General features: G+C 69.1%; 21 protein-coding genes and 1 tRNA gene. 5 read left to right on the top strand and 17 right to left on the bottom strand.

The genetic code is table 11. From position 1 onward, the window contains the following. Positions 1-176: 176 nt before the first annotated feature. The 11 genes from trpB to ACFO27_RS10375 form a co-directional block, all read right to left on the bottom strand. Positions 177-1,379: a tryptophan synthase subunit beta gene (trpB, locus tag ACFO27_RS10425; RefSeq protein WP_376817273.1), complete on the bottom strand. Its 1,203-nt coding sequence runs from the start codon at positions 1,377-1,379 to the stop codon at positions 177-179. A 128-nt stretch (positions 1,380-1,507) separates the two neighbouring features. Beyond that, positions 1,508-3,028: an Nramp family divalent metal transporter gene (locus tag ACFO27_RS10420; protein WP_376817272.1), complete on the bottom strand. Its 1,521-nt coding sequence runs from the start codon at positions 3,026-3,028 to the stop codon at positions 1,508-1,510. Positions 3,029-3,152: 124 nt separating this feature from the next. Beyond that, on the bottom strand, positions 3,153-3,779 hold the full coding sequence (locus tag ACFO27_RS10415; RefSeq protein WP_376817271.1) for a Maf family protein: 627 nt from the start codon (positions 3,777-3,779) through the stop codon (positions 3,153-3,155). Between the two features lie 53 nt (positions 3,780-3,832). Then, entirely contained in the window at positions 3,833-5,275 is a 1,443-nt protein-coding gene (gene pyk, locus ACFO27_RS10410) for a pyruvate kinase (protein ID WP_376817270.1), read from the bottom strand. Positions 5,276-5,338: 63 nt separating this feature from the next. Then, a complete protein-coding gene (gene rlmH / locus ACFO27_RS10405) occupies positions 5,339-5,809 on the bottom strand; it encodes a 23S rRNA (pseudouridine(1915)-N(3))-methyltransferase RlmH (RefSeq protein WP_376817269.1) in 471 nt (156 codons plus the stop codon). Next, on the bottom strand, positions 5,806-6,201 hold the full coding sequence (gene rsfS / locus ACFO27_RS10400) for a ribosome silencing factor (RefSeq protein ID WP_376817268.1): 396 nt from the start codon (positions 6,199-6,201) through the stop codon (positions 5,806-5,808). The genes rlmH and rsfS overlap by 4 nt, the downstream gene beginning before the upstream one ends. Beyond that, positions 6,198-6,803 carry a nicotinate (nicotinamide) nucleotide adenylyltransferase gene (gene nadD / locus ACFO27_RS10395; RefSeq protein ID WP_376817267.1) on the bottom strand — a complete coding sequence of 202 codons (606 nt, stop codon included), beginning with the start codon at positions 6,801-6,803 and terminating at the stop codon, positions 6,198-6,200. The genes rsfS and nadD overlap by 4 nt, the downstream gene beginning before the upstream one ends. Further along, positions 6,794-7,696, bottom strand: coding sequence for an oxygen-dependent coproporphyrinogen oxidase (gene hemF, locus ACFO27_RS10390; RefSeq protein WP_376817266.1), 903 nt, complete (start codon positions 7,694-7,696; stop codon positions 6,794-6,796). Before hemF ends, nadD begins: the two co-directional genes overlap by 10 nt. 27 nt (positions 7,697-7,723) lie before the next feature. Beyond that, complete coding sequence (purD, locus tag ACFO27_RS10385) at positions 7,724-9,022, bottom strand: phosphoribosylamine--glycine ligase (RefSeq protein ID WP_376817265.1); 1,299 nt, start codon at positions 9,020-9,022, stop codon at positions 7,724-7,726. Further along, a complete protein-coding gene (locus ACFO27_RS10380; protein ID WP_376817264.1) occupies positions 9,019-9,750 on the bottom strand; it encodes a YebC/PmpR family DNA-binding transcriptional regulator in 732 nt (243 codons plus the stop codon). The genes purD and ACFO27_RS10380 overlap by 4 nt, the downstream gene beginning before the upstream one ends. 63 nt (positions 9,751-9,813) lie before the next feature. Then, positions 9,814-10,671 carry a DMT family transporter gene (locus ACFO27_RS10375; RefSeq protein ID WP_376817263.1) on the bottom strand — a complete coding sequence of 286 codons (858 nt, stop codon included), beginning with the start codon at positions 10,669-10,671 and terminating at the stop codon, positions 9,814-9,816. 53 nt (positions 10,672-10,724) lie between these two features. On the opposite strand from ACFO27_RS10375, the gene ACFO27_RS10370 reads away from it, so the two are divergent. Beyond that, entirely contained in the window at positions 10,725-11,720 is a 996-nt protein-coding gene (locus tag ACFO27_RS10370) for a quinone oxidoreductase family protein (protein WP_323030234.1), read from the top strand. A 67-nt stretch (positions 11,721-11,787) separates the two neighbouring features. Here the strand turns inward: ACFO27_RS10370 and ACFO27_RS10365 are convergent, their stop codons facing one another. Together ACFO27_RS10365 and pepN are read right to left on the bottom strand one after the other, a co-directional pair. Continuing rightward, complete coding sequence (locus ACFO27_RS10365; protein ID WP_376817262.1) at positions 11,788-12,798, bottom strand: class 1 fructose-bisphosphatase; 1,011 nt, start codon at positions 12,796-12,798, stop codon at positions 11,788-11,790. 33 nt (positions 12,799-12,831) lie between these two features. Further along, positions 12,832-15,534, bottom strand: a complete 2,703-nt coding sequence (gene pepN, locus ACFO27_RS10360; RefSeq protein WP_376817261.1) for an aminopeptidase N — start codon at positions 15,532-15,534, stop codon at positions 12,832-12,834. 164 nt (positions 15,535-15,698) lie between these two features. Between pepN and ACFO27_RS10355 the strand changes: the two genes are divergently transcribed. Next, complete coding sequence (locus ACFO27_RS10355; RefSeq protein ID WP_376817260.1) at positions 15,699-16,376, top strand: DUF4136 domain-containing protein; 678 nt, start codon at positions 15,699-15,701, stop codon at positions 16,374-16,376. 6 nt (positions 16,377-16,382) lie between these two features. Here ACFO27_RS10355 and ACFO27_RS10350 read toward each other — a convergent pair whose 3' ends face one another. Beyond that, positions 16,383-16,760, bottom strand: a complete 378-nt coding sequence (locus ACFO27_RS10350) for an H-NS histone family protein (RefSeq protein ID WP_376817259.1) — start codon at positions 16,758-16,760, stop codon at positions 16,383-16,385. Further along, positions 16,757-16,924, bottom strand: a complete 168-nt coding sequence (locus ACFO27_RS10345) for a hypothetical protein (protein WP_376817258.1) — start codon at positions 16,922-16,924, stop codon at positions 16,757-16,759. Before ACFO27_RS10345 ends, ACFO27_RS10350 begins: the two co-directional genes overlap by 4 nt. On the opposite strand from ACFO27_RS10345, the gene ACFO27_RS10340 reads away from it, so the two are divergent. Further along, positions 16,923-17,741 (top strand): carbon-nitrogen hydrolase family protein, encoded by an 819-nt coding sequence (locus ACFO27_RS10340; RefSeq protein WP_376817257.1) that lies wholly within the window; start codon positions 16,923-16,925, stop codon positions 17,739-17,741. The two genes, ACFO27_RS10345 and ACFO27_RS10340, sit on opposite strands and share 2 nt — an antisense overlap. Before the next feature lie 62 nt (positions 17,742-17,803). After that, a complete protein-coding gene (gene tldD, locus ACFO27_RS10335) occupies positions 17,804-19,258 on the top strand; it encodes a metalloprotease TldD (RefSeq protein WP_376817256.1) in 1,455 nt (484 codons plus the stop codon). A 50-nt stretch (positions 19,259-19,308) separates the two neighbouring features. Here tldD and pncB read toward each other — a convergent pair whose 3' ends face one another. Then, positions 19,309-20,514, bottom strand: a complete 1,206-nt coding sequence (gene pncB / locus ACFO27_RS10330; RefSeq protein ID WP_376817255.1) for a nicotinate phosphoribosyltransferase — start codon at positions 20,512-20,514, stop codon at positions 19,309-19,311. Positions 20,515-20,619: 105 nt separating this feature from the next. Between pncB and ACFO27_RS10325 the strand changes: the two genes are divergently transcribed. Continuing rightward, on the top strand, positions 20,620-22,239 hold the full coding sequence (locus ACFO27_RS10325; RefSeq protein ID WP_376817254.1) for a fatty acid--CoA ligase: 1,620 nt from the start codon (positions 20,620-20,622) through the stop codon (positions 22,237-22,239). A gap of 59 nt (positions 22,240-22,298) precedes the next feature. Here ACFO27_RS10325 and ACFO27_RS10320 read toward each other — a convergent pair. Further along, a tRNA-Thr gene (locus ACFO27_RS10320) sits at positions 22,299-22,374 on the bottom strand. Positions 22,375-22,498 lie beyond the last annotated feature (124 nt).

Below are 22,498 nucleotides of genomic sequence, written 5' to 3'. Positions count from 1 at the left end.
CGTCAGGCTTTTATACCGCAAAGCCCCCGCAGAGATCCTCTGCGGGGGCTTTGTCTTTGGGGCGGCGGCAAAATGGGGCGGCGACAAGGCGCCCTATGGCATCGAACGGCGCAAGGCCGCGGCGGAAGACTGGCCCCCACGGGATCACGTCCCCGGGGGCCTTCATGTTTCCGGGCTCAGAGCCCGAGCACCTGGGCGACGTAGTCCGCGTCCTTGTCGCCGCGCCCGGACAGGTTCACCAGGATGTGTTCGTCCCGCCGCAGCGTGGGCGCCGTGCGCATGGCCCAGGCGACCGCATGGGCGCTTTCCAGGGCGGGGATGATGCCTTCCACACGCGACAGGGTCATGAAAGCGTCCAGGCATTCCTGGTCGGTCACGGTGTCGTAGCGCACCCGGCCGACGTCCTTCAGGTAGCTGTGCTGCGGTCCCACGCCCGGATAATCCAGGCCGGAGGCGACGCTGTGCACGACGTCGGGCTCGCCCTGGGCGTTTTCCAGCACGTAGCACTTCATGCCGTGGAGTTCTCCGGGCTTGCCCATGCTCAGGGTGGCGGCGTGGCGTCCGGGCCGGTCGGTGCCTTCGCCGGCGGGCTCGACGCCCACCAGCCGGACCTCGGCGTCGCCCAGGAAGGCGGTGAACAGGCCCATGGCGTTCGAGCCGCCGCCGACGCAGGCGCAGGCGTAGTCCGGCAGCTTGCCGTGGCGTTCCATGAACTGCTGGCGCGCCTCGCGGCCGATGACGCTCTGGAAGTCCCGCACCATCATCGGGAAGGGGTGCGGGCCGACCACCGATCCGATGGCGTAGAAGTAGTCCTGGGGATTGCCGAGGTATTCCTCGAAGGCGCTGTCCACCGCTTCTTTCAGGGTGGCCGCGCCCCGCGTCACGGCGACGAGCCTGCAGCCCAGGATGCGCATCTTGGTGACGTTGGGGTGTTCCTTTTCGATGTCGACCTGGCCCATGTGGATTTCACAGGGGATGCCCACCAGGGCGCAGGCGGTGGCCAGCGCCACGCCGTGCTGGCCCGCGCCGGTTTCGGCGATGACCTTTTTCTTGCCCATGAATTTCGCCAGCAGGGCTTCGCCCAGGCAATGGTTGATCTTGTGCGCCCCGGTGTGGTTCAGGTCTTCCCGCTTGAGATGGATCTGGGCGCCGCCGAGGCGTTCGGACAGCCGCCGGGCGTGGAAGATCGGGCTGGGACGGCCGACGTAGTCGGCCAGCAGGCCGGCCAGTTCCTGCTGGAAGTCCTCGCGACGGGTGATTTCGGCGTAGGCGCGGCCGATGTCGTCCATGACTTGCTTGAGGGCGGGCGGGACGATCTGGCCGCCGTAGGGGCCGAAGAAGCCCTCGGCGTCGGGCATGGGGGCGAACGATGTGGTCATGATCTGCGGGTCGGATTGAAAGGTCGGGTTGGAAAAAAATGGTTGCAGACCAGTTTAATCGCATCGGGCGCGCCGCACCCGGCCGGGGACCGTGGCCGGTCCGCCCGGGCGGACCGGCGCGCGGCGGATCAGAAGAGCTTGCCGAACTGATTGATCAGCAGGTAGACCGAGAAGCCGCCGTAGAACAGCACGGCCCACAGGATGGCGACGTAGCGGGCGCCGTCCAGGCCGATGGCGCGCGGCAGCATGCAGCGGTTCAGCTGGATCAGCAGCACGGAATACACGAACATCACCAGGCCGTTGAGCGCCGAGGCGATCACCAGCAGGAGCAGCGGCTGGCTGACGCCCGAGAGCAGGATGATGGAGCCGAAGATCACCATCAGCCAGACCACCAGGAAGTACAGGCGGCTTTCCGTCCAGGTCCGGCTGTCGCGCAGCCAGTTGGTCTTGGCGATGTCCGCCACGATCCGGCCGATCATGTCCAGCACGGTCAGGTTGGTCGACAGCAGCACCACCACGCCGGTGAACCAGAAGGCCGGTCCGACCCAGGGGCCGACCCGTTCGTTCAGGGTTTCGCCCAGCAGCCGCACGAAATCGAAGTTCTGCGCGGTGCTGCCGACGCCGACGTACATGTAGGCCAGCATCATGAACAGCAGGATGGCGAACAGGCCCAGCACGTAGAAGGTGATGAACTGCTCGCGGTCGGCCACTTTCCACCAGCCGCGCCAGCGCCGCATGTTGGCCTCGTCCTGGCGGAAGAAATGGCCGATCGCGGCCTGGGTGGTTTCCTGGCCGGTGATGGGCGAGACGATCTTCGGCAGATGGGCGCCCATGCCCAGGCCCTTGTCGCGCACCCAGTTCGACTGCGCCAGGTTCATCACCCCGCCGGCGCCGGCGAAGGCGATGGCGCCCAGCAGCAGGGCGATGGGCAGCTTGCCGATGGATTCGGGGATCTTCGGGACCTCGGTCGTGAAGCCCGCCACCAGCGCGCCCCAGGTCTGGCCGTCGAGCAGGCCGACGACGATGTAGATCATGAACAGCACGATCAGGGCGACGAGGAAGAACTGGATCTTTTCGACCGTCTGGTAGACCACCGGTGAGATGGTCAGGATGATGCCGATCAGCACCAGCGAGGCGATGGTGATCGGGATGACGGCGTCCTCGGACAGGCCGAAGGCGTAGGTCAGCGCCGTGGAGCTGCCGGTGGCCCAGCCGGGCCACATCCAGGGGACGACGGCCATGATGATGAACAGCCAGCTCCAGGGCTTCCACAGCCGCGTGAAGCCCGTCACCGCGGTTTCCCCGGTGGCCAGGGTGTAGCGCGTGATTTCCATGTTCAGGAAATACTGGGTCAGGATGCCGATGGTGGCCAGCCAGACCAGCGCCAGGCCCGTCTGCGTGGAAATGTAGGGCCACAGCACGAATTCGCCGGAACCGATGGACCCGGCCAGCAGCAGCACGCTGGGGCCGATGACCTTTTTCATGGGCAGGGGCTCGGGCAGGTCGCGGTAGGTGGCGGGAGGCAGGTTCCGGCTGCGGATTTCGCTGGCGGCCTGGGAGGACGAGGCGGGATTGACGGCTGGATCGACCATGTGCAGGACCTCTCTGGGAGTGAGGGATTTGCCTGGATGGTCATGCGATGCAGCCATGGCCATCACCGCGCGTCCGCCGTATTCAGCAAGACGTCAGCTCATGCTAGGGGGGCGCGGGCCGATGGTCAAGATCATTGAGGGTTGAACAAGGGTTAACCAGTACTCGGGATGCGCGGACGCCTCAGCCCGGGCGGCGCGCCAGCAGCCGGGCGGTCTCGTGCGCCGGCAGGCCCATGACGCCGCTGTGGCTGCCCGACAGATGGACGACGAAGGCGGCCGCCCGGCCCTGGATGGCGTAGCCGCCTGCCTTGCCGAAGGGCTCGCCGCTGGCGACGTAGGCCGCGATGTCGGTATCCGTCAGCGGCTGGAAGCGCACCGTGCTGATGCTGACCGCTTCGTGGAAGCGCCCGCCGTCGGCCAGGACCACGGCCGTGTGGACCGCGTGTTCCTGGCCCGACAGGCGGCGCAGCATGCCGGCGGCGTCGGCCGCGTCGCGCGGCTTGCCCAGCACCTCGCCGTCCAGGATGACCGTGGTGTCGGCGCCGAGGATGGGCGCTTCCCGCCAGCCCGCGGGCCAGGCTTCGGGCAGCGGGTCGGGCCGGCCGCCCGAGGCCAGCCAGGCGACCGCGCGCTCGGCCTTGTCCCGCGCGGTGCGGCGGACGTAGTCGGCGGCCGGCTCGCCCGGCAGCCGGGGCTCGTCCTCGCCGTCCGGCGCGGGCACGCGCAGGATGCCGTGGGGAATGGCCAGCTGGTCGAGGATGTCGTGGCGGCGGGGGCTGGCGGAGGCGAGCAGGATGAAGGGGGGCATGGGAAGAAGGGAAAGCGGGTTTGCGGAGCGGGGAGGGTGCAGGCCGGGGATCTTCAGCCGACCCGCAGGATCTTCATGCCGTTGGTGCCGCCGCTGTCGCTGTAGAAATCGCCCTTGGTCAGGATGATCCAGTCGCCCGCCTGCAGCAAGCCCCGGCGGCGCAGGATGTCGATGGCGGCATCGCTGACTTCCGCGGGCGGCAGCGTCGCCGCGTCGAAGGGCACGGTGTAGACGCCGCGGAACAGGGCGGCGCGGCGCTGGGTGGCGGGGTGCCGGGTGTAGCAGTAGATGGGCACGCCGGAGCGGATGCGCGACATGATGAGCGGGGTGTGGCCGCTTTCGGTCAGGCTGATGATGGCCTTGATGCCGGGGAAGTGGTTGGCGGCGTACATGCTGGCCAGGGCGATGGTCTCGTCGCAGCGGGAAAACGTCTCGCCCAGGCGGTGGTGGGATTTGATGCTGGTGGGTTCCTGTTCGGCGCCCAGGCAGATCCGCGCCATGGCCTGGACGGCTTCGACGGGATATTGCCCGGAGGCCGATTCGGCCGACAGCATGACCGCGTCGGTGTAGTCGAGCACGGCGTTGGCGACGTCCGAGACCTCGGCCCGGGTCGGGATCGGGCTGGAGATCATGGACTCCATCATCTGGGTGGCGGTGATCACCAGCTTGTTCAGGGTGCGGGCGTGCTGGATGATGCGCTTCTGGATGCCGGCGAGCCGGGCGTCGCCGATTTCGACGCCCAGGTCGCCCCGGGCCACCATCACGCCGTCGCTGGCGCGGATCAGGTCGTCGAGCGCGGCGTCGTCGGCCACGGCCTCGGCGCGCTCGATCTTGGCGATGATCCAGGCGGGGCTGCCGGCTTCGCGCACCAGCCGCCGCGCCTGCTCGATGTCGGTCCCCGCGCGGGGAAAGGACACCGCCACGTAGTCGAGTTCGAGCTCGGCGGCCAGCAGGATGTCCTGGCGGTCCTTGTCCGTCAGGCTGGGCGCCGAGATGCCGCCGCCGCGCCGGTTGATGCCCTTGTTGTCGGACAGCGGCCCGCCGACTTCAACCCGGGCGTGAACGGCGCTCGCGTCCACGGATTCGACCCGCAGGATGACCCGGCCGTCGTCCAGCAGCAGTTCGTCGCCCGGGGCGCAGTCCTGGACCAGCGGCGGGTATTCGATCCCCACGATCTCGGCGGTGCCGGCGTCCAGCGGGTGCCGGATCGACAGGGTGAAGGGAGCGCCCGGGCTCAGCGCGACGGAGCCGCCGGCGAAGCGGCCGATGCGGATCTTGGGGCCCTGGAGATCGCCCATGAGGGCGATGTGGCGGTCGTGCCGGGCGGCGATCTCGCGGACCAGGCGGACCCGTTCGCGGTGATCCTCGGGCTTGCCGTGGGAAAAATTGAGCCGGGCCACGTCCAGGCCGGCCAGGATCAGGGCCTCGATGCGTTCGGGGCTGGAAGTCGAGGGGCCCAGCGTGGCGATGATCTTGGTGCGGCGGCGGGCGGTCATGGTCGGCGAAGGGACTGTTCGAGAAATCCCAAGCATACCCCAGCCGCGCGGCGCGGACGCGCCTCAGGCGCGGTGGTAGGGGTGGCCCGCCAGGATCGTCCAGGCGCGGTAGAGCTGCTCGGCCAGCAGGATGCGGACCATGGGGTGGGGCAGGGTCAGCGAGGACAGGCGCAGGGTCTGGCGGGCGGTCTGCTTCAGGGCCGGATCCAGCCCGTCGGGGCCGCCGATGACGAAGGCGACGTCGCCGCCGCTGGCCCGCCAGGTTTCGAGATGGCCCGCCAGGTCCCGCGTCGTCAGGTCGCGGCCGTGCTCGTCCAGGATGACGCGCCAAGCCTGCGCGGGCACGGCGGCCTCGATGCGCTGGGCCTCGGCGTGCATCAGCTGCTGGGCGGTCTTGCCGCTGGCGCGGGGTTCGGGACGGATTTCGTGCAGTTCCAGGGCGCAGTCGCGGGGCATGCGCTTGGCGAAGTCCTGCCAGGCCGTCTGGACCCAGGACGGCATGCGGGTGCCGACGGCGTAGACCAGGAGTTTCATTCGTCCTCGTCGAAGCCGGCCGGTTCGCGGGCCTGGGCGGGGCCGGTGGGCAGCAGCCGGACGCGCACCGGCCTGGCGCCCCAGAGCTCTTCCAGGTTGTAGTAGGCGCGGATGTCGGGCTGCATGCAGTGCACCACGATGTCGCCCAGGTCGACCAGCAGCCATTCGCCGGTGTCCTCGCCTTCGTAGGCGACGATTTCCAGGCCGTGCTTCCTGGCCTGCTCGGCCACGTGGCTGGCGATGGCGCGGGTCTGGCGGTTGGAGGTGCCGCTGGCGATGATGACGCGGTCGAACAGGCCGGTCAGGCCAGTGGTGTTGAAGACCTTGATGTCCCGGGCCTTGGCGTCTTCCAGGGCGTCGATGACGAGGCGTTGCTGTTTTTGCAGGTTCATGGGGTCTCGGGGTCCAGGTAGAGCCGATGGGTTCGGATGTAGTCCAGCACGCGGGGGTCCAGCATGGTGTCGACGGGGCGGCCGGCCGCCAGGTCCCGGCGGATCGCCGTGGCGGAGATCGGCCGCGGGGTGAAGGGGATCCGGACCAGCCCGCCGGGCGCCAGGGCCCGCTCCAGTTCGGGCGGGGGCGCGACGGGGGTGCCGGGGCGTTCCGCCACCGCCAGCCGGACGTGCCGCAGCAGGTCGCGCCAGCGGTGCCAGGTGCAGAAATTGGCCAACTGGTCGGAGCCCAGGATCCAAGTGTAGCGGGCCGCGGCCGGCAGGGCGGCGAGGGTGTCGATGGTGTAGGTGTCGCCGTCGCGCAGCAGTTCGATCGGGTTGACGCGCAGGCGGGGATCGCCGGCGCAGGCCAGTTCCAGCATGCGCAGCCGGTGTTCCGGCGCGGCGCCCAGGCGGCCGCGCTGCCAGGGGCGCGCGGCGGGCAGCAGTTCCACGTGTTCCAGGTCCAGGGCGTCCCGGGCGGCTTGCGCCAGGGCGATGTGGGCCCGGTGGACCGGGTCGAAGCTGCCGCCCAGCAGTCCGACCTGGGGCGTCACAGCCATGCGCGCGGACGCAGGTAGCCGGCCAGGACCGATTCGGGCGACCCGGGCTCGGGCGTCCAGTCGTAGCGCCATTGGGCGACGGGCGGCATGGACAGCAGGATGGATTCGGTGCGGCCGCCCGACTGCAGGCCGAACAGCGTGCCCCGGTCGTAGACCAGGTTGAATTCCACGTAGCGGCCGCGCCGGTAGGCCTGGAAGGCGCGTTCGCGCTCGCCGTAGGGCGTGTCGCGCCGGGCCTGGACGATGGGCGCGTAGGCCGGGATGAAGCAGTCGCCCACCGCCCGGGTCAGGGCGAAGCAGGTGTCGAAGTCCGGTGTGTTCAGGTCGTCGAAGAACAGGCCGCCGACGCCGCGCGTCTCGCCCCGGTGGCGCAGCAGGAAATAATCGTCGCACCAGGCCTTGTAGCGGGGGTACTTGTCGTCCCCGAAGGGGGCGACCGCGTCGTGGCACACCTGGTGGAAGTGGCGCACGTCGGCGTCCACCGGATAGTAGGGCGTCAGGTCCAGGCCGCCGCCGAACCAGAAGACGTCGGCGTCGCCGCCCTGGCCGTGGGCGACGAACAGGCGCACGTTCATGTGCGTGGTCGGCACGTGCGGATTGCGCGGGTGCAGCACCATGGACACGCCCATGGCTTCCCAGCCGCGTCCGGCCAGCTCGGGCCGGTGGGCGCTGGCCGAAGGCGGCAGCGTGTCGCCGCTCACGTGGCTGAAGAGCACGCCGGCGCGCTCGAAGACCGCGCCGTCCTCGCGGAACCGGGCCAGGCCGCCGCCGCCCTCCGGGCGCGTCCAGGGGTCGCGGCCGAAGGGCGCGCCTTCCAGGTCCTCCAGGGAGCGGACGATGCGGTCCTGGAGATCGGAGAAAGTGTCGTGGACCAGGGAGACGGGGACGTGCATGTCGGGGCCTTGCTTGCTTCGGCGCGCTCAGTCGTGCCGCTTGCCGGCGGCCAGGGCGCGCCAGCCGATGTCGCGGCGGAACTGGCGGCCTTCGAACTGGGTCTGGTTGACCGCGTCGTAGGCGGCCTGCTGGGCGCGGCGGATGGAGTCGGCCAGCGCCGTGACGCACAGGACCCGCCCGCCGCTGGTGCGCAGCGTGCCGCCGTCGGCCGTGGTGCCGGCGTGGAAGGTGACGCAGTCGGCGGTGTCCGGAGCCAGCGCGGTGATCGGATCGCCCTTGCGGGGGGCGTCCGGGTAGCCGGCCGCGGCCAGCACCACGCCCACGGCGGTGCGCCGGTCCCAGTCGATCTCGGCCTGGTCCAGCGTGCCGTCCAGGGCGTGTTCCAGGGTTTCGGAAAAGTCGCTCTTCACGCGCAGCATGATGGGCTGGGTTTCCGGGTCGCCCAGGCGGCAGTTGAATTCCAGGACCTTCAGGCTGCGGCTGGCGTCGGGGCCGGGGCCGATCATCAGGCCGGCGTAGAGGAAGCCGGTGTAGGGGATGCCGTCATGCGCCATGCCCTGGATCGCCGGCTGGATGATTTCGCGCATGATCCGGTTGTGCAGGGCCGGGGTGACGATGGGCGCGGGCGAATAGGCGCCCATGCCGCCGGTGTTGGGACCCGCGTCGCCGTCCAGCAGGCGCTTGTGGTCCTGGCTGGTGGCCAGCGGCAGGACGTGCTGGCCGTCGCACATGACGATGAAGCTGGCTTCCTCGCCGTCGAGGTATTCCTCGATCACCACGCGGGCGCCGGCCGCGCCGAAGGCGCCGTGCTCGCCCAGCATGTGGTCGATGGCGGCCAGCGCCTCGTCCAGGTCCTGGGCCACGACCACGCCCTTGCCGGCGGCCAGGCCGTCGGCCTTGACGACGATGGGCGCGCCCTGGGCGCGGATGTAGGCGCGGGCCTCGTCGGCGTCGGTGAAGGTGCCGTACGCGGCGGTCGGGATGCCGTGGCGCACCATGAAGGCCTTGGCGTAGTCCTTCGAGCTTTCGAGCTGGGCGGCGGCCCGCGTCGGCCCGAAGATGCGCAGCCCGGCGGCGCGGAAGGCGTCCACGATCCCGGCGGCCAGGGGGGCTTCGGGGCCGACGACGGTGAAGGCGATCTTTTCCCGGCGGGCGAATTCGATCAGGTCGCCGGTGTCCTGCAGCGGCAGATTTTCCAGGGTCGGCGCCCGGTCGGTGCCGCCGTTGCCCGGCGCCACGTAGACCTTGTGCACACGGGGCGATTGCGCCAGGCGCCAGGCCAGGGCGTGTTCACGGCCGCCGGAGCCGATGACGAGGAGTTTCATTCGGCCTCGTCCAGGACGGCGGTGGTGTAGACCTCCTGGACGTCGTCCAGGTCTTCCAGGAGGTCGATGATCTTCTGCATCCGCTCGGCGTCCTCGCCGGCCAGCTGGACCTTGGACAGGGCCTTCATGACCACGCCGTGGATCTCGGCCTCCAGGCCGGCGGCGTCGAAGGCCTGCTTCAGGGCGGCGTAGTCGCCGGGCTCGCAGGTGACCTCGATCACGCCTTCCTCGTCCGTCTGGACATCGTCGGCGCCGTTGTCCAGGGCGACGTCCATGACGCGCTCTTCCGAGGTGCCCGGGGCGAAGATGAACTGGCCGCAGTGCTTGAACATGAACACCACGCTGCCGTCCTGGCCCAGGTTGCCGCCGTGCTTGGCCAGCGTGTGGCGCACTTCGGACACGGTGCGCTGGCGGTTGTCGGTCATGCAGTCGATGATCAGGGCGGCGCCGCCGATGCCGTAGCCTTCGTAGCGGATTTCCTCGTAGTTGGCGCCGTCGTCGGTGCCGGCCCCGCGCTGGATGGCGCGCAGGATGTTGTCCTTGGGCATGTTGGCGGAGGTGGCCTTGTCCCAGGCCAGGCGCAGGGCGGGGTTGGCGTCGGGGTCGGGCCCCCCGGCGCGGGCGGCCACGGTGATTTCACGGATGATCTTCGTCCAGAGCTTGCCGCGCTTGGCGTCCTGACGCCCTTTGCGGTGCTGGATGTTTGCCCATTTGCTGTGTCCGGCCATGATTGTGTCGAGTTCAAGAGGGGTGCGTTCAACGAACCCTGGATTTTAACGCCTCGGGCCGAATCAGTCTGCGGCGGCGCGCCGCAGGCCCGACCAGACGATCGCTCCGATGACCAGGGCGCCGCCCGCCAGCGCGCGCGCCGAGGGATACTGCGCGAACAGGAGGGCCGCGAACAGGATGGCGTAGACCGGTTCCAGGGCGATCACGAGGCCGGCCGTGCGGGCCTTCAGCCGGGCCAGGCTGGCGACCAGCAGCGCGTGGGGCAGGGCGGTGCAGAACACTCCCAGCATGAACAGCCAGGCCCAGTCCAGGGCCCGCAGCCCCGCGAATTCCCCGAGACACCAGGGCAGGATCAGCAGGGCGACGATGCCGTTTTCCCAGCAGGCCAGCTCGCGGGCCGGCACCAGGCCGACGGCCTTGCGGTTGGCCAGGGTGAACAGGGCGAAGGACAGGCCCGAGGCCACCGCCCAGCCCAGGCCGACGGTGGCCTGGTCGCGGAAGTCGAAGGATGGCGCGACCAGCGCCAGGCCGGCGGTGACCAGGGCGACCACGGCCCATTCCGCGGCCCGGGTGCGTTCGTGGAACAGGAAGCCTTCGAGCAGGGTGATGAAGGCGGGAAAGCTGGCGAAGCCTAGGGTGGCGATGGCGATGCCGCCGACCTTCACGGCGACGAAGAAGGTCGTCCAATGGACCGCCAGCAGGACGCCGGCCGCCAGCAGCACGGACAGGGCGCGGCGGCCGGGCCGCGCGGGGCGATGGCCCGCGCGGGCGATGATCAGCAGCAGCGCGGCGGCGGCGAATGCGGCGCGGCCCGCCGTGATCAGCGCGGCGCCGCCCTGGATCAGTTCGCCGAAGATGCCGGTCAGCCCGAACAGGACGGCGGTGGCGTGGACGGCCATCGTGGCCTGGCGGGAATTCATGCTAGTCTGCTTCGGTGTCGAACTGTCGGGCCCGTCCAGGGCCGGAGGTGTCCATCGTGGGAAAAGTGGAAAAGGCCCGGGTGATCCGCATCCATGAGCATGGCGGTCCCGAACTCATGCGGCTGGAAGAGGCGGACGTCCCGCCCCCCGCGCCGCACGAGGTCCGCATCCGCCAGAAGGCGGTCGGCCTGAATTTCATCGACATCTATTGTCGCACGGGGCTGTATCCGAATCCGCTGCCGCACGGCCTGGGGTTCGAGGCCGCCGGCGTGGTCGAATCGGCGGGCGCCGAGGTGCGCCACCTGCGCGCGGGCGATCGCGTGGCCTATGGGCAAGGCCCGATCGGCGCCTACGCGGACCTGCGCAACGTGCCGGCCGACCGGGTCGTGCGTATCCCCGACGGCGTCGGCTTCGAGCAGGCCGCCGCGCTGATGCTCAAGGGCCTGACGGTGCAGTACCTGTTCCGCCAGACCTACCGGCTGCAGGGCAACGAGACGATCCTGTTCCATGCCGCCGCCGGCGGCGTCGGCCTGATCGCCTGCCAGTGGGCCCGGGCGTTGGGCGTGCGCCTGATCGGCACCGCGTCCACTCCGGAAAAGGCGGCGCTGGCGCGCCGCCACGGCGCCTGGGAAGTGATCGACTCCACGCGGGAGGACATCGTCGCCCGGGTCAAGGAACTGACCGAAGGGCGCAAGGTCCCGGTGGTCTACGACGGCGTGGGCAGGAGCACCTGGGAAATCTCGCTGGACTGCCTGCAGCCGCGCGGCCTGATGGTCAGCTTCGGCAACGCGTCCGGCCCGGTCGAGGGCGTGAACCTGGGCGTGCTGGCGGCCAAGGGCTCGCTGTACGTCACCCGGCCGACGCTCGCCACCCACGTGGCCACCGCCCAGGCCATGCAGGCCGCCGCCGACGACCTCTTCGAACTGGTGACGGCCGGCAAGCTGGACATCGTCATCGGCCAGCGCTTCGCCCTGGCGGACGCCGCGCGGGCGCACGAGGCCCTGAATTCGCGCGGCACGACCGGCGCGACGGTGCTGACCCTGGACTGAGGCGCGTCGCCCGGTCCGGCCGGGCGACCGCCCGCGGGCCGCTCCGGCCCGCCCGCCGGATGCCGGATCAGGCTTCCTGGTGGTAGCGCTGCAGGCGCTCGACTTCCTCGCGCGAGCCCAGGATCACGCCGACGCGCTGGTGCAGGGCGTCGGGCTGGATGTCCAGGATGCGGCCGGTGCCGTCGATGGCGCGCCCGCCCGCCTGCTCGACCAGGAAGCTCATGGGGTTGGCCTCGTACATCAGGCGCAGCTTGCCCTTGCGCCCGGACGCGCGGGCGTCGCGCGGGTACATGAAGATCCCGCCGCGCGTCAGGATGCGGTGCACGTCGGCCACCATGGACGCGATCCAGCGCATGTTGTAGTTCTTGCCCAGGGGGCCGGTCTCGCCCTGCAGGCATTCTTCGATGTAGCGGCGCACGGGCGTTTCCCAGTGCCGCATGTTGGACATGTTGATGGCGAATTCGGCGGTCTGCTCGGGCAGGCGGATGTTTTCGTGGGTCAGCAGCCAGGACCCCATTTCGCGGTCCAGCGTGAAGCCCATGACGCCGGCGCCCACGGTCAGCACCAGCATGGTCTGCGGGCCGTAGATGGCGTAGCCGGCGGCGACCTGGCGGGTGCCGGGCTGCAGGAAGTCCTCTTCGGCGATTTCCCGCCCGGCGGCCTCCGCGGGCGCCTGCAGCACGGAAAAGATCGTGCCGATGGACACGTTCACGTCGATGTTCGAGGAGCCGTCCAGGGGATCGAACAGCAGCAGGTTCTGGCCCTTGGGATAGTGGTTCGGGATGCGGTGGATGGTCTGCATTTCCTCGGAGGCCATGGCCGCCAGGTTGCCGCCCCATTCATTGGCTTCCAGCAGGATTTCGTTGGACAGCACGTCGAGCTTCTTCTGCACCTCGCCCTGGACGTTCTCCGTGCCCAGGCTGCCGAGCACGCCGCCCAGCGCTCCCTTGCTGACGGCGTGGCTGATCGCCTTGCAGGCGCGCGACACGGTTTCGATCAGCAGACGGACTTCGGCCGACACGGCCTTGTGTTCGCGTTGCTGTTCGACCAGGTACTGGGTCAAGGTCTTGTATTTCAAGGTAGGTTCCCCGAAGAAAAGGAAAAAATGCTCTTAAGCGGCAAGTGCTTTTGAAACGATTTCGCGGACGTTGCGCGACAGGTCCGGCGCGTCCAGCACGCGCCGCAGGGCGGCCTGCATGCCGGCGCGGGCGACGGGCTCGTGGCGCGCCCAGTTGTCGAAGGCGCGCGACAGCCGCGCGGCGACTTCCGGGTTCAGGGCGTCGAGCGCCAGCACCTGCTCGGCCCAGAAGTCGTAGCCTTCCGGCGTGTGCAGGTTGCCGGGATTGTCCAGGCAGAATCGGAAGACGACGGCGCGCGCGCGGTTGGGATTGCGCAGCGAGAAGTCCGGCAGGGCCATCAGGGCGCGCACGCCGGCCACCGTGCAGCCCGGCGCGCTCGCCTGGGCGCCGAACCAGCGGTCCAGCACCAGCGGGTCGTCGCGCCAGCGCGCGTGGAAGTCGGCCAGCGGGTCGGCGGCCGCCTGCGGGTCGTGCTGCAGCAGGGCGGTCAGCGCGCCCAGGCTTTCGGTCATGTTGCGGGCCTGGCGGTATTGCGCCAGGGCCAGATCGGCGGCGCCCGGCGCCCGTCCGGCCAGCAGGTTGTCCAGGGCCAGGTTGCGCAGGGCGCGGCGGCCGGACGAGACCGGGTCGGGCGAGTAGGGGCCGCCGTCGTCGGCCAGGGCGTCGTAGGCGGCGCGCCAGTCGCCGGCCAGTTGCGCGGCCAGGGCCTGGCGGGTCCGGGTCCAGGCCGCCACGGCCGCCCGGGGATCCATGGGCTCGCCGCGGTCGATGACCTCGCGCAGGGCGGGCAGGGCCAGCAGCCGCGCCCGGTAGGCGGGCGACAGTTGTTCGTCGTTCAGCGCGGCGCGCCAGATGTCCAGCAGCGTGTCCAGTGCCGGTTGCGGGCCGCCTTCGCGGTCGGCCGCGATGCAGGCCTGCAGGTGGCGGTGGGCGGTTTCCTGGACGGCGTCCCAGCGGGCGAAGGGGTCCGGGTCGCGGCGCGCCAGCAGGGCCAGGTCGTCCGCCGTGCGGTCGGTTTCCAGGATGACGGGGGCGGAAAAGCCGCGCAGCAGCGACGGGACGGGCGCGCGCGGGATGTCCGTCAGGGTCCAGGTCCGGCCGGCTTCGCGCAATTCCAGGATGACGGTGTCGCGGGTTTCGCCTTCCCATTGGATGGGCAGGGGCCGGCCGTCCGCGTCGATCAGGCCGATGGCGACGGGGATGTGCAGGGGCGGCTTTTCGGGCGGTGGGGATTGCCGGGCCTCCAGGCCCGCCGGCGCGCAGTGTTGTTCCAGCGTGATGCGGCAGGCGCGGGCGGCGGGGTCGTAGTGCGAGCGCACCCGCACGCGCGGGGTGCCGGCCTGCTCGTACCAGCGCCGGAAGATGGAGAAATCCTGGTCCGGATGCCGTTGCGTGTAGACCGATTCCATGGCGTCGACGAAGTCGTCGCAGGTGACCGCCTGGCCGTCGTGGCGGCGGAAATATTCGTCCATGCCGGCGCGGAACCCGTCCTCGCCCAGCAGGGTGTGCTGCATGCGGATGACTTCCGCGCCCTTTTCGTAGACCGTGGCGGTGTAGAAGTTGCCGATTTCCTGGTAGCTGTCGGGCCGGATGGGGTGGGCCATGGGGCCGGCGTCCTCGGGGAACTGCGCCAGCCGCAAGGTGTGCACGTCGTCGATGCGCTTGACGGCGCGGGCGCTGGCGGCCTCGGCGGGCGGCAGGCCCTCGGCCAGCATGTCGGCGGAGAATTCCTGGTCGCGGAAGACCGTCAGACCTTCCTTCAGGGACAGCTGGAACCAGTCGCGGCAGGTGACGCGGTTGCCGGTCCAGTTGTGGAAGTATTCGTGGCCGATCACGGCCTCGATGCCGCGGTAGGCGGCGTCCGTGGCGGTGGCGGGATCGGCCAGGACGTAGGCGGCGTTGAAGATGTTCAGGCCCTTGTTTTCCATCGCGCCCATGTTGAAGTCGCGCGCCGCCACCACCATGAAGCGGTCCAGGTCCAGTTCCAGGCCGAAGCGCCGCTCGTCCCAATGCAGGGCGTTCGCCAGGCAGTCCAGCGCCCAGCGGGTCTGTTCCCCGTAGCCCTTGTCGCTGTAGACCTGCAGCAGCACTTCGCGGCCGCTGCGGGTGGTCTCGGTGCGCTCGATGCAGTCGAAATCGCCGGCCACCAGGGCGAACAGATAGCAGGGCTTGGGATGGGGGTCGCGCCACAGGGCCTGGTGGCGGCCGTCCGGCAGGCCGGCCTGCTCGATCAGGTTGCCGTTGGACAGCAGCAGCGGGTAGGCGGCCGGATCGGCGCGCAGCAGGACCTCGAAGCGCGCCATCACGTCGGGCCGGTCCGGGAACCAGGTGATGCGGCGAAAGCCCTGGGCCTCGCATTGGGTGAAGAGCTTGTCGCCCGAGACGTACAGGCCCATCAGGGTGGAGTTGTCCGCCGGGCGGCACCGGCTGGCGATGCCGATGGTGAAGGGCTTGCCGTGTCCCGGCGGAACCAGGCTGAGGGTGTCGTCGGCGAGGTCGTATTCGCCGGCGGCCAGCGGCCGGCCGTCGAGGCGGACCTCGATCAGTTCCAGGTCCTCGCCCTGCAGCACCAGCGGGGTGCCCGGCACGGTGCCCGGCGCGGGCTCGAAGCGCATTTCGGAGCGCACCCGGGTGGATTCCGCCGCCAGATCGAATTCCAGCCGGACCTGGGGCAGCCGGTAGGGATAGGGGGCGTAGTCCTGGCGGAAGATGGTGGGGGCGGTGTCCGTGCGCATGAGTCTGTTTCCGAAAAGCGTTCCGTGCGTCCCCATTGTAGTCGGCACGCCGCCCCGTGGCCGGGCTGTATCGGAGTGCAACGGCCGGCTGTTCGCGGAACGCGGCTGCGCCTATGATGAGGGTGGCGCGCCCGGCGGATCCGTCTGGGCGAACAGGCCGCGAGGTGGACGAGTCCGCGGGTTTGTGGAATCAGATGGGATGTGCGATGAAAGGTGGTCGGGAAATGGCGGGCGCGGGGCGTGAATGGATCCGGTGGCTTTCCGGATTATGTCTGGCGCTGATGCTGGGGGGGTGCGCTTCGGTGTTTTCCGCCCAGGTCACGCGTTATCAGCAATGGCCGGAAAATGCCCAGGGAGCGACTTACTGGATCGAGGCGGACGAGGCGCAGCGCAATAATCTGCAGTTCCAGACCTACGCCGATACGGTGCGGGCCGCCTTGGGGCCGACCGGACTGGTCGAGGCGCATTCGGAAGCCCAGGCGCGTTTCACGGTGCATATGGAATATGGCAGTCCGCTCGAACGCGAATGGCGCCAGGAATTCGTCGATCCCTATATGTATCCCGGTTTCTACGGGCCGTATGTCGGCTTTCGCCATCCCCGCTGGGCCTGGGGAATGGGGCCGGCGATCCAGACCGTCGCGGTGGACGTGTATCGCCTGACGTTATCCGTGCGGATCGACGACCGGACGCAGCAGGGGCGCGAGGTCTATCGCGCCACGGCGGTGGCGTCCAGCCGCCAGGATCAGCTGGGCGCGGCCATGCCGTATCTGGCGCGCGCCCTGTTCGACCGCTTCCCCGGCCGCAATGGCCAGATCGTCGAGGTGCGGTATCCTGTGGAATGAATCCGCTCAGGCGGATTCGGCGGCGATCAGGAAGGTGTCGCGCGGGGTGCCGGCGGCTTCCGCGTCGGTGATCCAGCGCGGGGCCTTGCCGCGGCCCGTCCAGGTGGCCTGGGTTTCGGGATGGCGGTATTTCGGGGCGATCACGCGCTTGGTCGCGGCGCCGGCCTTGCGCGGCGCAGCGGAGGAAGGCGAGCGGCCGGCCGATTTGCGGCTGAAGGCCGCGGCGATTTCTTCGGGGCTGATATCGTACTGGCGCATCGAACGCACGATTTCGGCGATCTTGGGCTTGCGTTCCTTGGCCTGCAGCGTCTGGATCTTTTTCTGGAGCTTTGCCATTTCTTTTTCGAGGCGGGATTTTTCGGTGTTATAGCTGGTACGGGTCATTCATGGCTCCGTTCGGGTTCGATCGAGATGAGGGCTGCATTCGTAATGAGTTGAATTCGAATGCCGGAGTTGATTTTAAACTTATTTCCATGAATGTGCGCAATATCCTTCATTTCGATCTGTGACCATTGCGCGGCATTCATTCGATAATCGGGAGCATTCATGAGCGGTGAGGATCATTCAATGCGGGTCGCGGCGGTGCAGATGGTATCCGGCATGGAGGTCGCGGATAATCTGGAGCAGGCCGCGCGGGGAATCGATCATGCCGTTTCCGGCGGCGCGTCGCTGGTGGCGTTGCCTGAATATTTTTGTTTCATGGGGCGGCGCGATGCGGATAAACTGCCGCTCGCCGAAACGCCGGGCGATGGTCCGATCCAGGCGTTTCTCGCGGATCAGGCGCGGCGCCACGGCATCTGGCTGGTGGGAGGCACGCTGCCTTTGCGCAGTCCGGACGCGGATCGCGTATATAACGCATGCCTGGTTTACGATCCCCAGGGCCGGGTCTGCGCCCGTTATGACAAGATCCACCTGTTCAGTTTCCAGCGCGGAGAGGAATCCTACGATGAATCCCGGGCCATTCGTCCCGGGGATGATTCTCCCCAGGTATTCGATCTGCCTTTCGGGCGCGTGGCCCTGGGGATTTGCTACGACCTGCGTTTCCCCGAATTCTTCCGCGCCCAGGGCGACGTGCGGCTGATGGTGCTGCCGGCCGCTTTTACCTGGACCACGGGTTCGGTACACTGGGAAGTCCTGCTGCGCGCGCGGGCCATTGAGAACCAGTGCTATGTGCTGGCCAGCGCCCAGGGCGGCACGCATGCCAATGGCCGGCGCACCTGGGGGCATTCGATGCTGATCGACCCCTGGGGCGAAATCCTGGATTGCCTGCCCGAAGGCCCCGGCGTGGCCGCCGGGACGCTGGATGCGGAGCGCCTGGCCGCGGTGCGGGAATCCCTGCCCGCCCTGCGCCACCGGGTGCTCTGAAAGATGAAATGCACAGGCCGCGCGCGGGCGCGGCATGACGATCGATTGATGAATGGTGTCAGATGAAACTTGTTGAACCGGGCCTGGATGCCCTGAATACCGCCCGGACGCTGCTGCTGGAGCCGTGGGGCCTGGACGAATCCCATTTGGCGCGCGCGCTGTCCGATATTCACAGCCATCGCGTCGATTATGCCGACCTGTATTTTCAATATAGCTGCTCCGAAGGCTGGAGCCTGGAGGAAGGCATCGTCAAGACCGGCAGTTTCTCCATCGACCAGGGTGTGGGGGTGCGGGCCGTCAGCGGTGAAAAGACCGCCTTCGCCTATTCCGACAGCCTGTCGCCGGAGGCCCTGATGTCCTCCGCCCGCGCGGTGCGCACCATCGCGCGCCAGGGCGCGGGCCGGTGCCGCGTCGATGGCGGGGTCGAGTCGCCGCATCGCCTGTATGCGGCGGTCAACCCCGTGGATTCGCTGTCCGCTCCGGACAAGGTGGCCCTGCTGGAACGGGTCGAGCGCATGGCCCGCGCCGCCGATCCGGAAATCATCCAGGTCATGGCCGGCCTGGCGGCCGAGTACGACGTCATCCTGGTGGCCGGCAGCGACGGCCGGCTGGTGGCCGACGTGCGCCCCCTGGTGCGCCTGTCCCTGACCGTCATCGCGGAACGCAAGGGGCGGCGGGAAATGGGCCACGGCGGAGGGGGCGGGCGCACCGGCCTGGCCTATTTCACCGACGAGGTCCTGCGCGGCTACGTGGAGCGCGCGGTGCACGAGGCGCGCGTCAATCTCGAGGCCCGGCCGGCGCCGGCGGGCCAGATGACGGTGGTGCTGGGCTCCGGCTGGCCCGGCATCCTGCTGCACGAAGCCGTGGGCCACGGCCTGGAAGGCGACTTCAACCGCAAGGGCTCCAGCGTGTTTTCCGGCCGCATCGGCGAGCGCGTGGCCTCGCGCGGGGTCACGGTGGTGGACGACGGCACGCTGGCCGACCGGCGCGGCTCGCTGAACGTGGACGACGAAGGCCATCCCACCCAGCGCAACGTCCTGATCGAGGACGGCATCCTGCGCGGCTACATGCAGGATTCCATGAACGCCCGGCTGATGAAGCAGGCCCCCACCGGCAACGGACGGCGCGAATCCTACGCGCACCTGCCCATGCCGCGCATGACCAACACCTACATGCTGGCCGGGCGCGACGACCCCAAGGACATCATCGCTTCAGTGGACCGCGGCCTGTACGCCGTCAATTTCGGCGGCGGCCAGGTGGACATCACCAGCGGCAAGTTCGTGTTCTCGGCGTCCGAGGCCTACCTGATCGAGAACGGCCGCGTCACCCATCCCGTCAAGGGCGCCACGCTGATCGGCAGCGGCCCGGAAGCCATGGGCCGCATCGCCATGATCGGCAGCGACCTGGCCCTGGATTCGGGCGTGGGCACCTGCGGCAAGGAAGGCCAGAGCGTGCCTGTCGGGGTCGGCATGCCGACCCTGCGCATCGACGGCCTGACCGTCGGCGGCACGGCCTGATCCGGGCCGCTTGCAAGCGGCGAGGTGGGCGCGGACTGGGGCGTGGGGGCTCAGTCTGACCGGCCGAACACCTGGCGCAGGTAGGCCAGGAACGTCTCGTCGGTGCAATGGACCTTGCCGGGGCTGTCGGGCAGCTTGGCGGTCGACATGCCGTTGCACCGGAACAGCTTCATGACGATGTTCAGCGGCTTGGGGCCCAGGTCGTTGGTCAGGTTGGTGCCGATCCCGAAGGCCGGCTGCACCCGGTCGGCGAAGTGGCGATACAGGGCCAGCGCGCGCGGCAGGTCCAGTCCGTCGGAAAACACGAAACGCTTGCCGGCCGGATCGACGCGCAGCGACTGGTAGTGGGCGATCGCCCGTTCGCCCCAGGCGAACGGATCGCCGGAGTCGTGGCGCAGCCCGTCGAACAGCTTGGCGAAGTACAGGTCGAAATCCGCCAGGAAGGCGTCCATGCCCACCACGTCGGTCAGGGCGATGCCCAGGTCGCCCCGGTACTCCTGCACCCAGTCCTCCAGCGCGGCGCGCTGGAAGTCGCGCAGCCGCACCTTGCCGAAGGCCTGGTAGGACTGCAGGTATTCATGCGCCATGGTGCCCACCGGGGTCAGGTCGTATTTCCGGGCCAGGCACACGTTCGAGGTGCCGGTCACGTACTGCGGCACGTCCCGGCGCAGCCGTGCCAGGACTTCCTCCTGCCAGGCGCGGGAAAACCGCCGCCGCAGGCCGAAATCCGAGATCAGCAAGGGAAAGCGCCGCGCCGGCTCGCGGCCGAAGTCCCGCAGCAGGGCGATCTTGTCCCGCAGCCGCCGGCGGCCTTCCGCCAGCACGTCCGGGGTCTGATGGCGGCGGAAATACAGCTCGTTGACGATGGCCAGGACGAAGACCTCGAAGGCCATCACGTGGACCTGCGGGCCTTGCGCCACGATCTCCAGCGCGTCTCCCCGGACCGCGATCTGGATGAAATGGCGCTGGAAATGGAACAGCGACAGGAAATCGACGAAATCGGACTTGATGTAGCGCAGCCCGCGCAGGTAGTCGAGCTCTTCGGGCTGGAAGCGCAGGGCGCACAGGTGGTCGAGCTGCCGGCCGATTTCCGGCGCCAGCGCCGCCAGCGGGTATTCCGGGCGGTCGCGGCAGATGAAGCGGTATTCGGCCTGGGCGGCCGGGTGGCGGTGCAGCATGGCCTGCCACATCGTGAATTTGTACAGATCGGTATCCAGCAGGGATTCGATCACGGGAACGAAGGATTCGGTCGGCATGCCTGGGCGGCCCGGAGGGTGGACGATGCGGCCCATGTTAGCGGATTTCAAACGGCGGGCCGGAGTATAAGGAAAGGCGCTTTCCATCGAACAGGAGACAGTGTCATGGCAGTCGAACTTCCGGCGTCTTCCGCGGCCTACGGCTATCCCTTGCTGATCAAGCAGATTTTCCTGTCGTCCCGGGCGGCGGCCAGCGACCGACAGATCGTCCATCGGGGCCGCCGTTTCGGGTATCCGGAATTCTTCGACCGGGTGGCCCGGCTGGCGCGGGCACTGGCCGAGCTGGGCGTCAGGCCCGGCGACACCGTGGCCGTCATGGACTGGGACAGCCACCGCTACCTGGAGGCCTTCTTCGCCGTGCCCATGATGGGTGCCGTGCTGCTGACGGTGAATGTGCGCCTGTCGCCGGACCAGATCGCCTATACCCTGAACGACGCCGAGGCCGGCGTCCTGTTGATCCACGATGATTTCGTGCCTGTCCTGACCGCGATCCGCGATCGCTTGCGGACCGTGCAGCGGATCGTGTCGCTGACCGACGCGGCCGGCGGCGGGCGGGCCGGGACGCATGGCGAATACGAGGCCCTGCTGGCCCGCGCGCGGCCGTCGTTCGATTTTCCTGACCTGGACGAGGATGCGCGGGCGACCACCTTCTATACGACGGGCACCACCGGCGATCCCAAGGGGGTGTATTTCAGCCATCGCCAGCTGGTCCTGCATACCCTGGTGGCTTCCGCCGCCCTGGGCGGTCCGGTGGCGCAGGGCCGCCTGCATCGCGGCGACGTCTACATGCCGATGACGCCCATGTTCCACGTGCACGCCTGGGGGCTGCCCTACGTGGCGACCCTGCTGGGCCTGCGCCAGGTCTACCCGGGGCGCTACGCGCCGGACGTCCTGCTGCGGCTGCTCCGCGAGGAGGGCGTGACGTTCTCGCATTGCGTGCCCACCATCCTGCACATGCTGCTGAACCATCCCGACGCCGCCGCGACCGATCTGTCGGCCTGCAAGCTCATCATCGGCGGGTCGGCGCTGCCGCAGGGCCTGGCCCGGGCCGCGCTGGACCGGGGGATCGACGTGTTCACCGGTTATGGCATGTCCGAGACCTGCCCGATCCTGACGCTGGCCCAGCTCCGGGACGGGGACGCGGACCCGGACGCGCAACTGCGCGACCGCACGCGCACCGGCTATGCGCTGCCGCTGGTGCAGCTGCGCGTGGTGGACGACGATCTGCGCGATGTGCCGAGCGACGGCGCCAGCGTGGGCGAGATCGTGGTGCGCGCGCCGTGGCTGACCCAGGGCTACCTGGGCAAGCCCGAGGCGTCCGAGGCCTTGTGGCGGGGCGGCTGGCTGCATACGGGCGACATCGGCACGCTGGACGCGCGCGGCATGCTGACCGTCACCGACCGCCTCAAGGACGTCGTCAAGACGGGCGGGGAATGGGTGTCGTCGCTGGCGCTGGAGGACGTGATTTCCCGTCATCCGGCCGTGACGGAGGTCGCCGTGGTGGCGGTGCCCGACGCCCGCTGGGGCGAACGCCCGTTGCCGCTGGTCGTGCTCAAGCCCGGACAGTCCGCCGACGAGGCGGCCATCCGCGCCCACGTCCAGGCGGCGGTCGATGCCGGGATCCTGTCGCGTTTCGCCGTGCCCGACCGGGTCCGGTTCGTGGACAGCCTGCCGCGCACCAGCGTGGGCAAGCTGAACAAGCGCGCCATGCGCGAGGCACTGTAGCCGCGCGCCGGGAAAAAGAAAACGCCAGCCCGGCGGACTGGCGTTTTCGTCGATTCGATTGGTGCCGGCTAGAGGAGTCGAACCCCCGACCTTCTCATTACGAATGAGCTGCTCTACCAACTGAGCTAAGCCGGCGACGGCGGGCGCCCGGGGCGTTCCGCCGGTCTGGCGATGAAGCAGATTCATGCCCATCACCAAAGCCAGCCATTGTACATGAATTTTTCCGCGATTTGGAAGGCGGCGGGATGGGCGGCGCGCG

The sequence above is a fragment of the Castellaniella denitrificans genome (assembly GCF_042653765.1).
In the GTDB taxonomy this organism is placed as follows: Bacteria; Pseudomonadota; Gammaproteobacteria; order Burkholderiales; family Burkholderiaceae_B; genus Castellaniella; species Castellaniella denitrificans.
The sequence above is the reverse complement of the archived record's forward strand: the minus strand, read 5'-3'. Positions and strand labels throughout refer to the sequence as shown.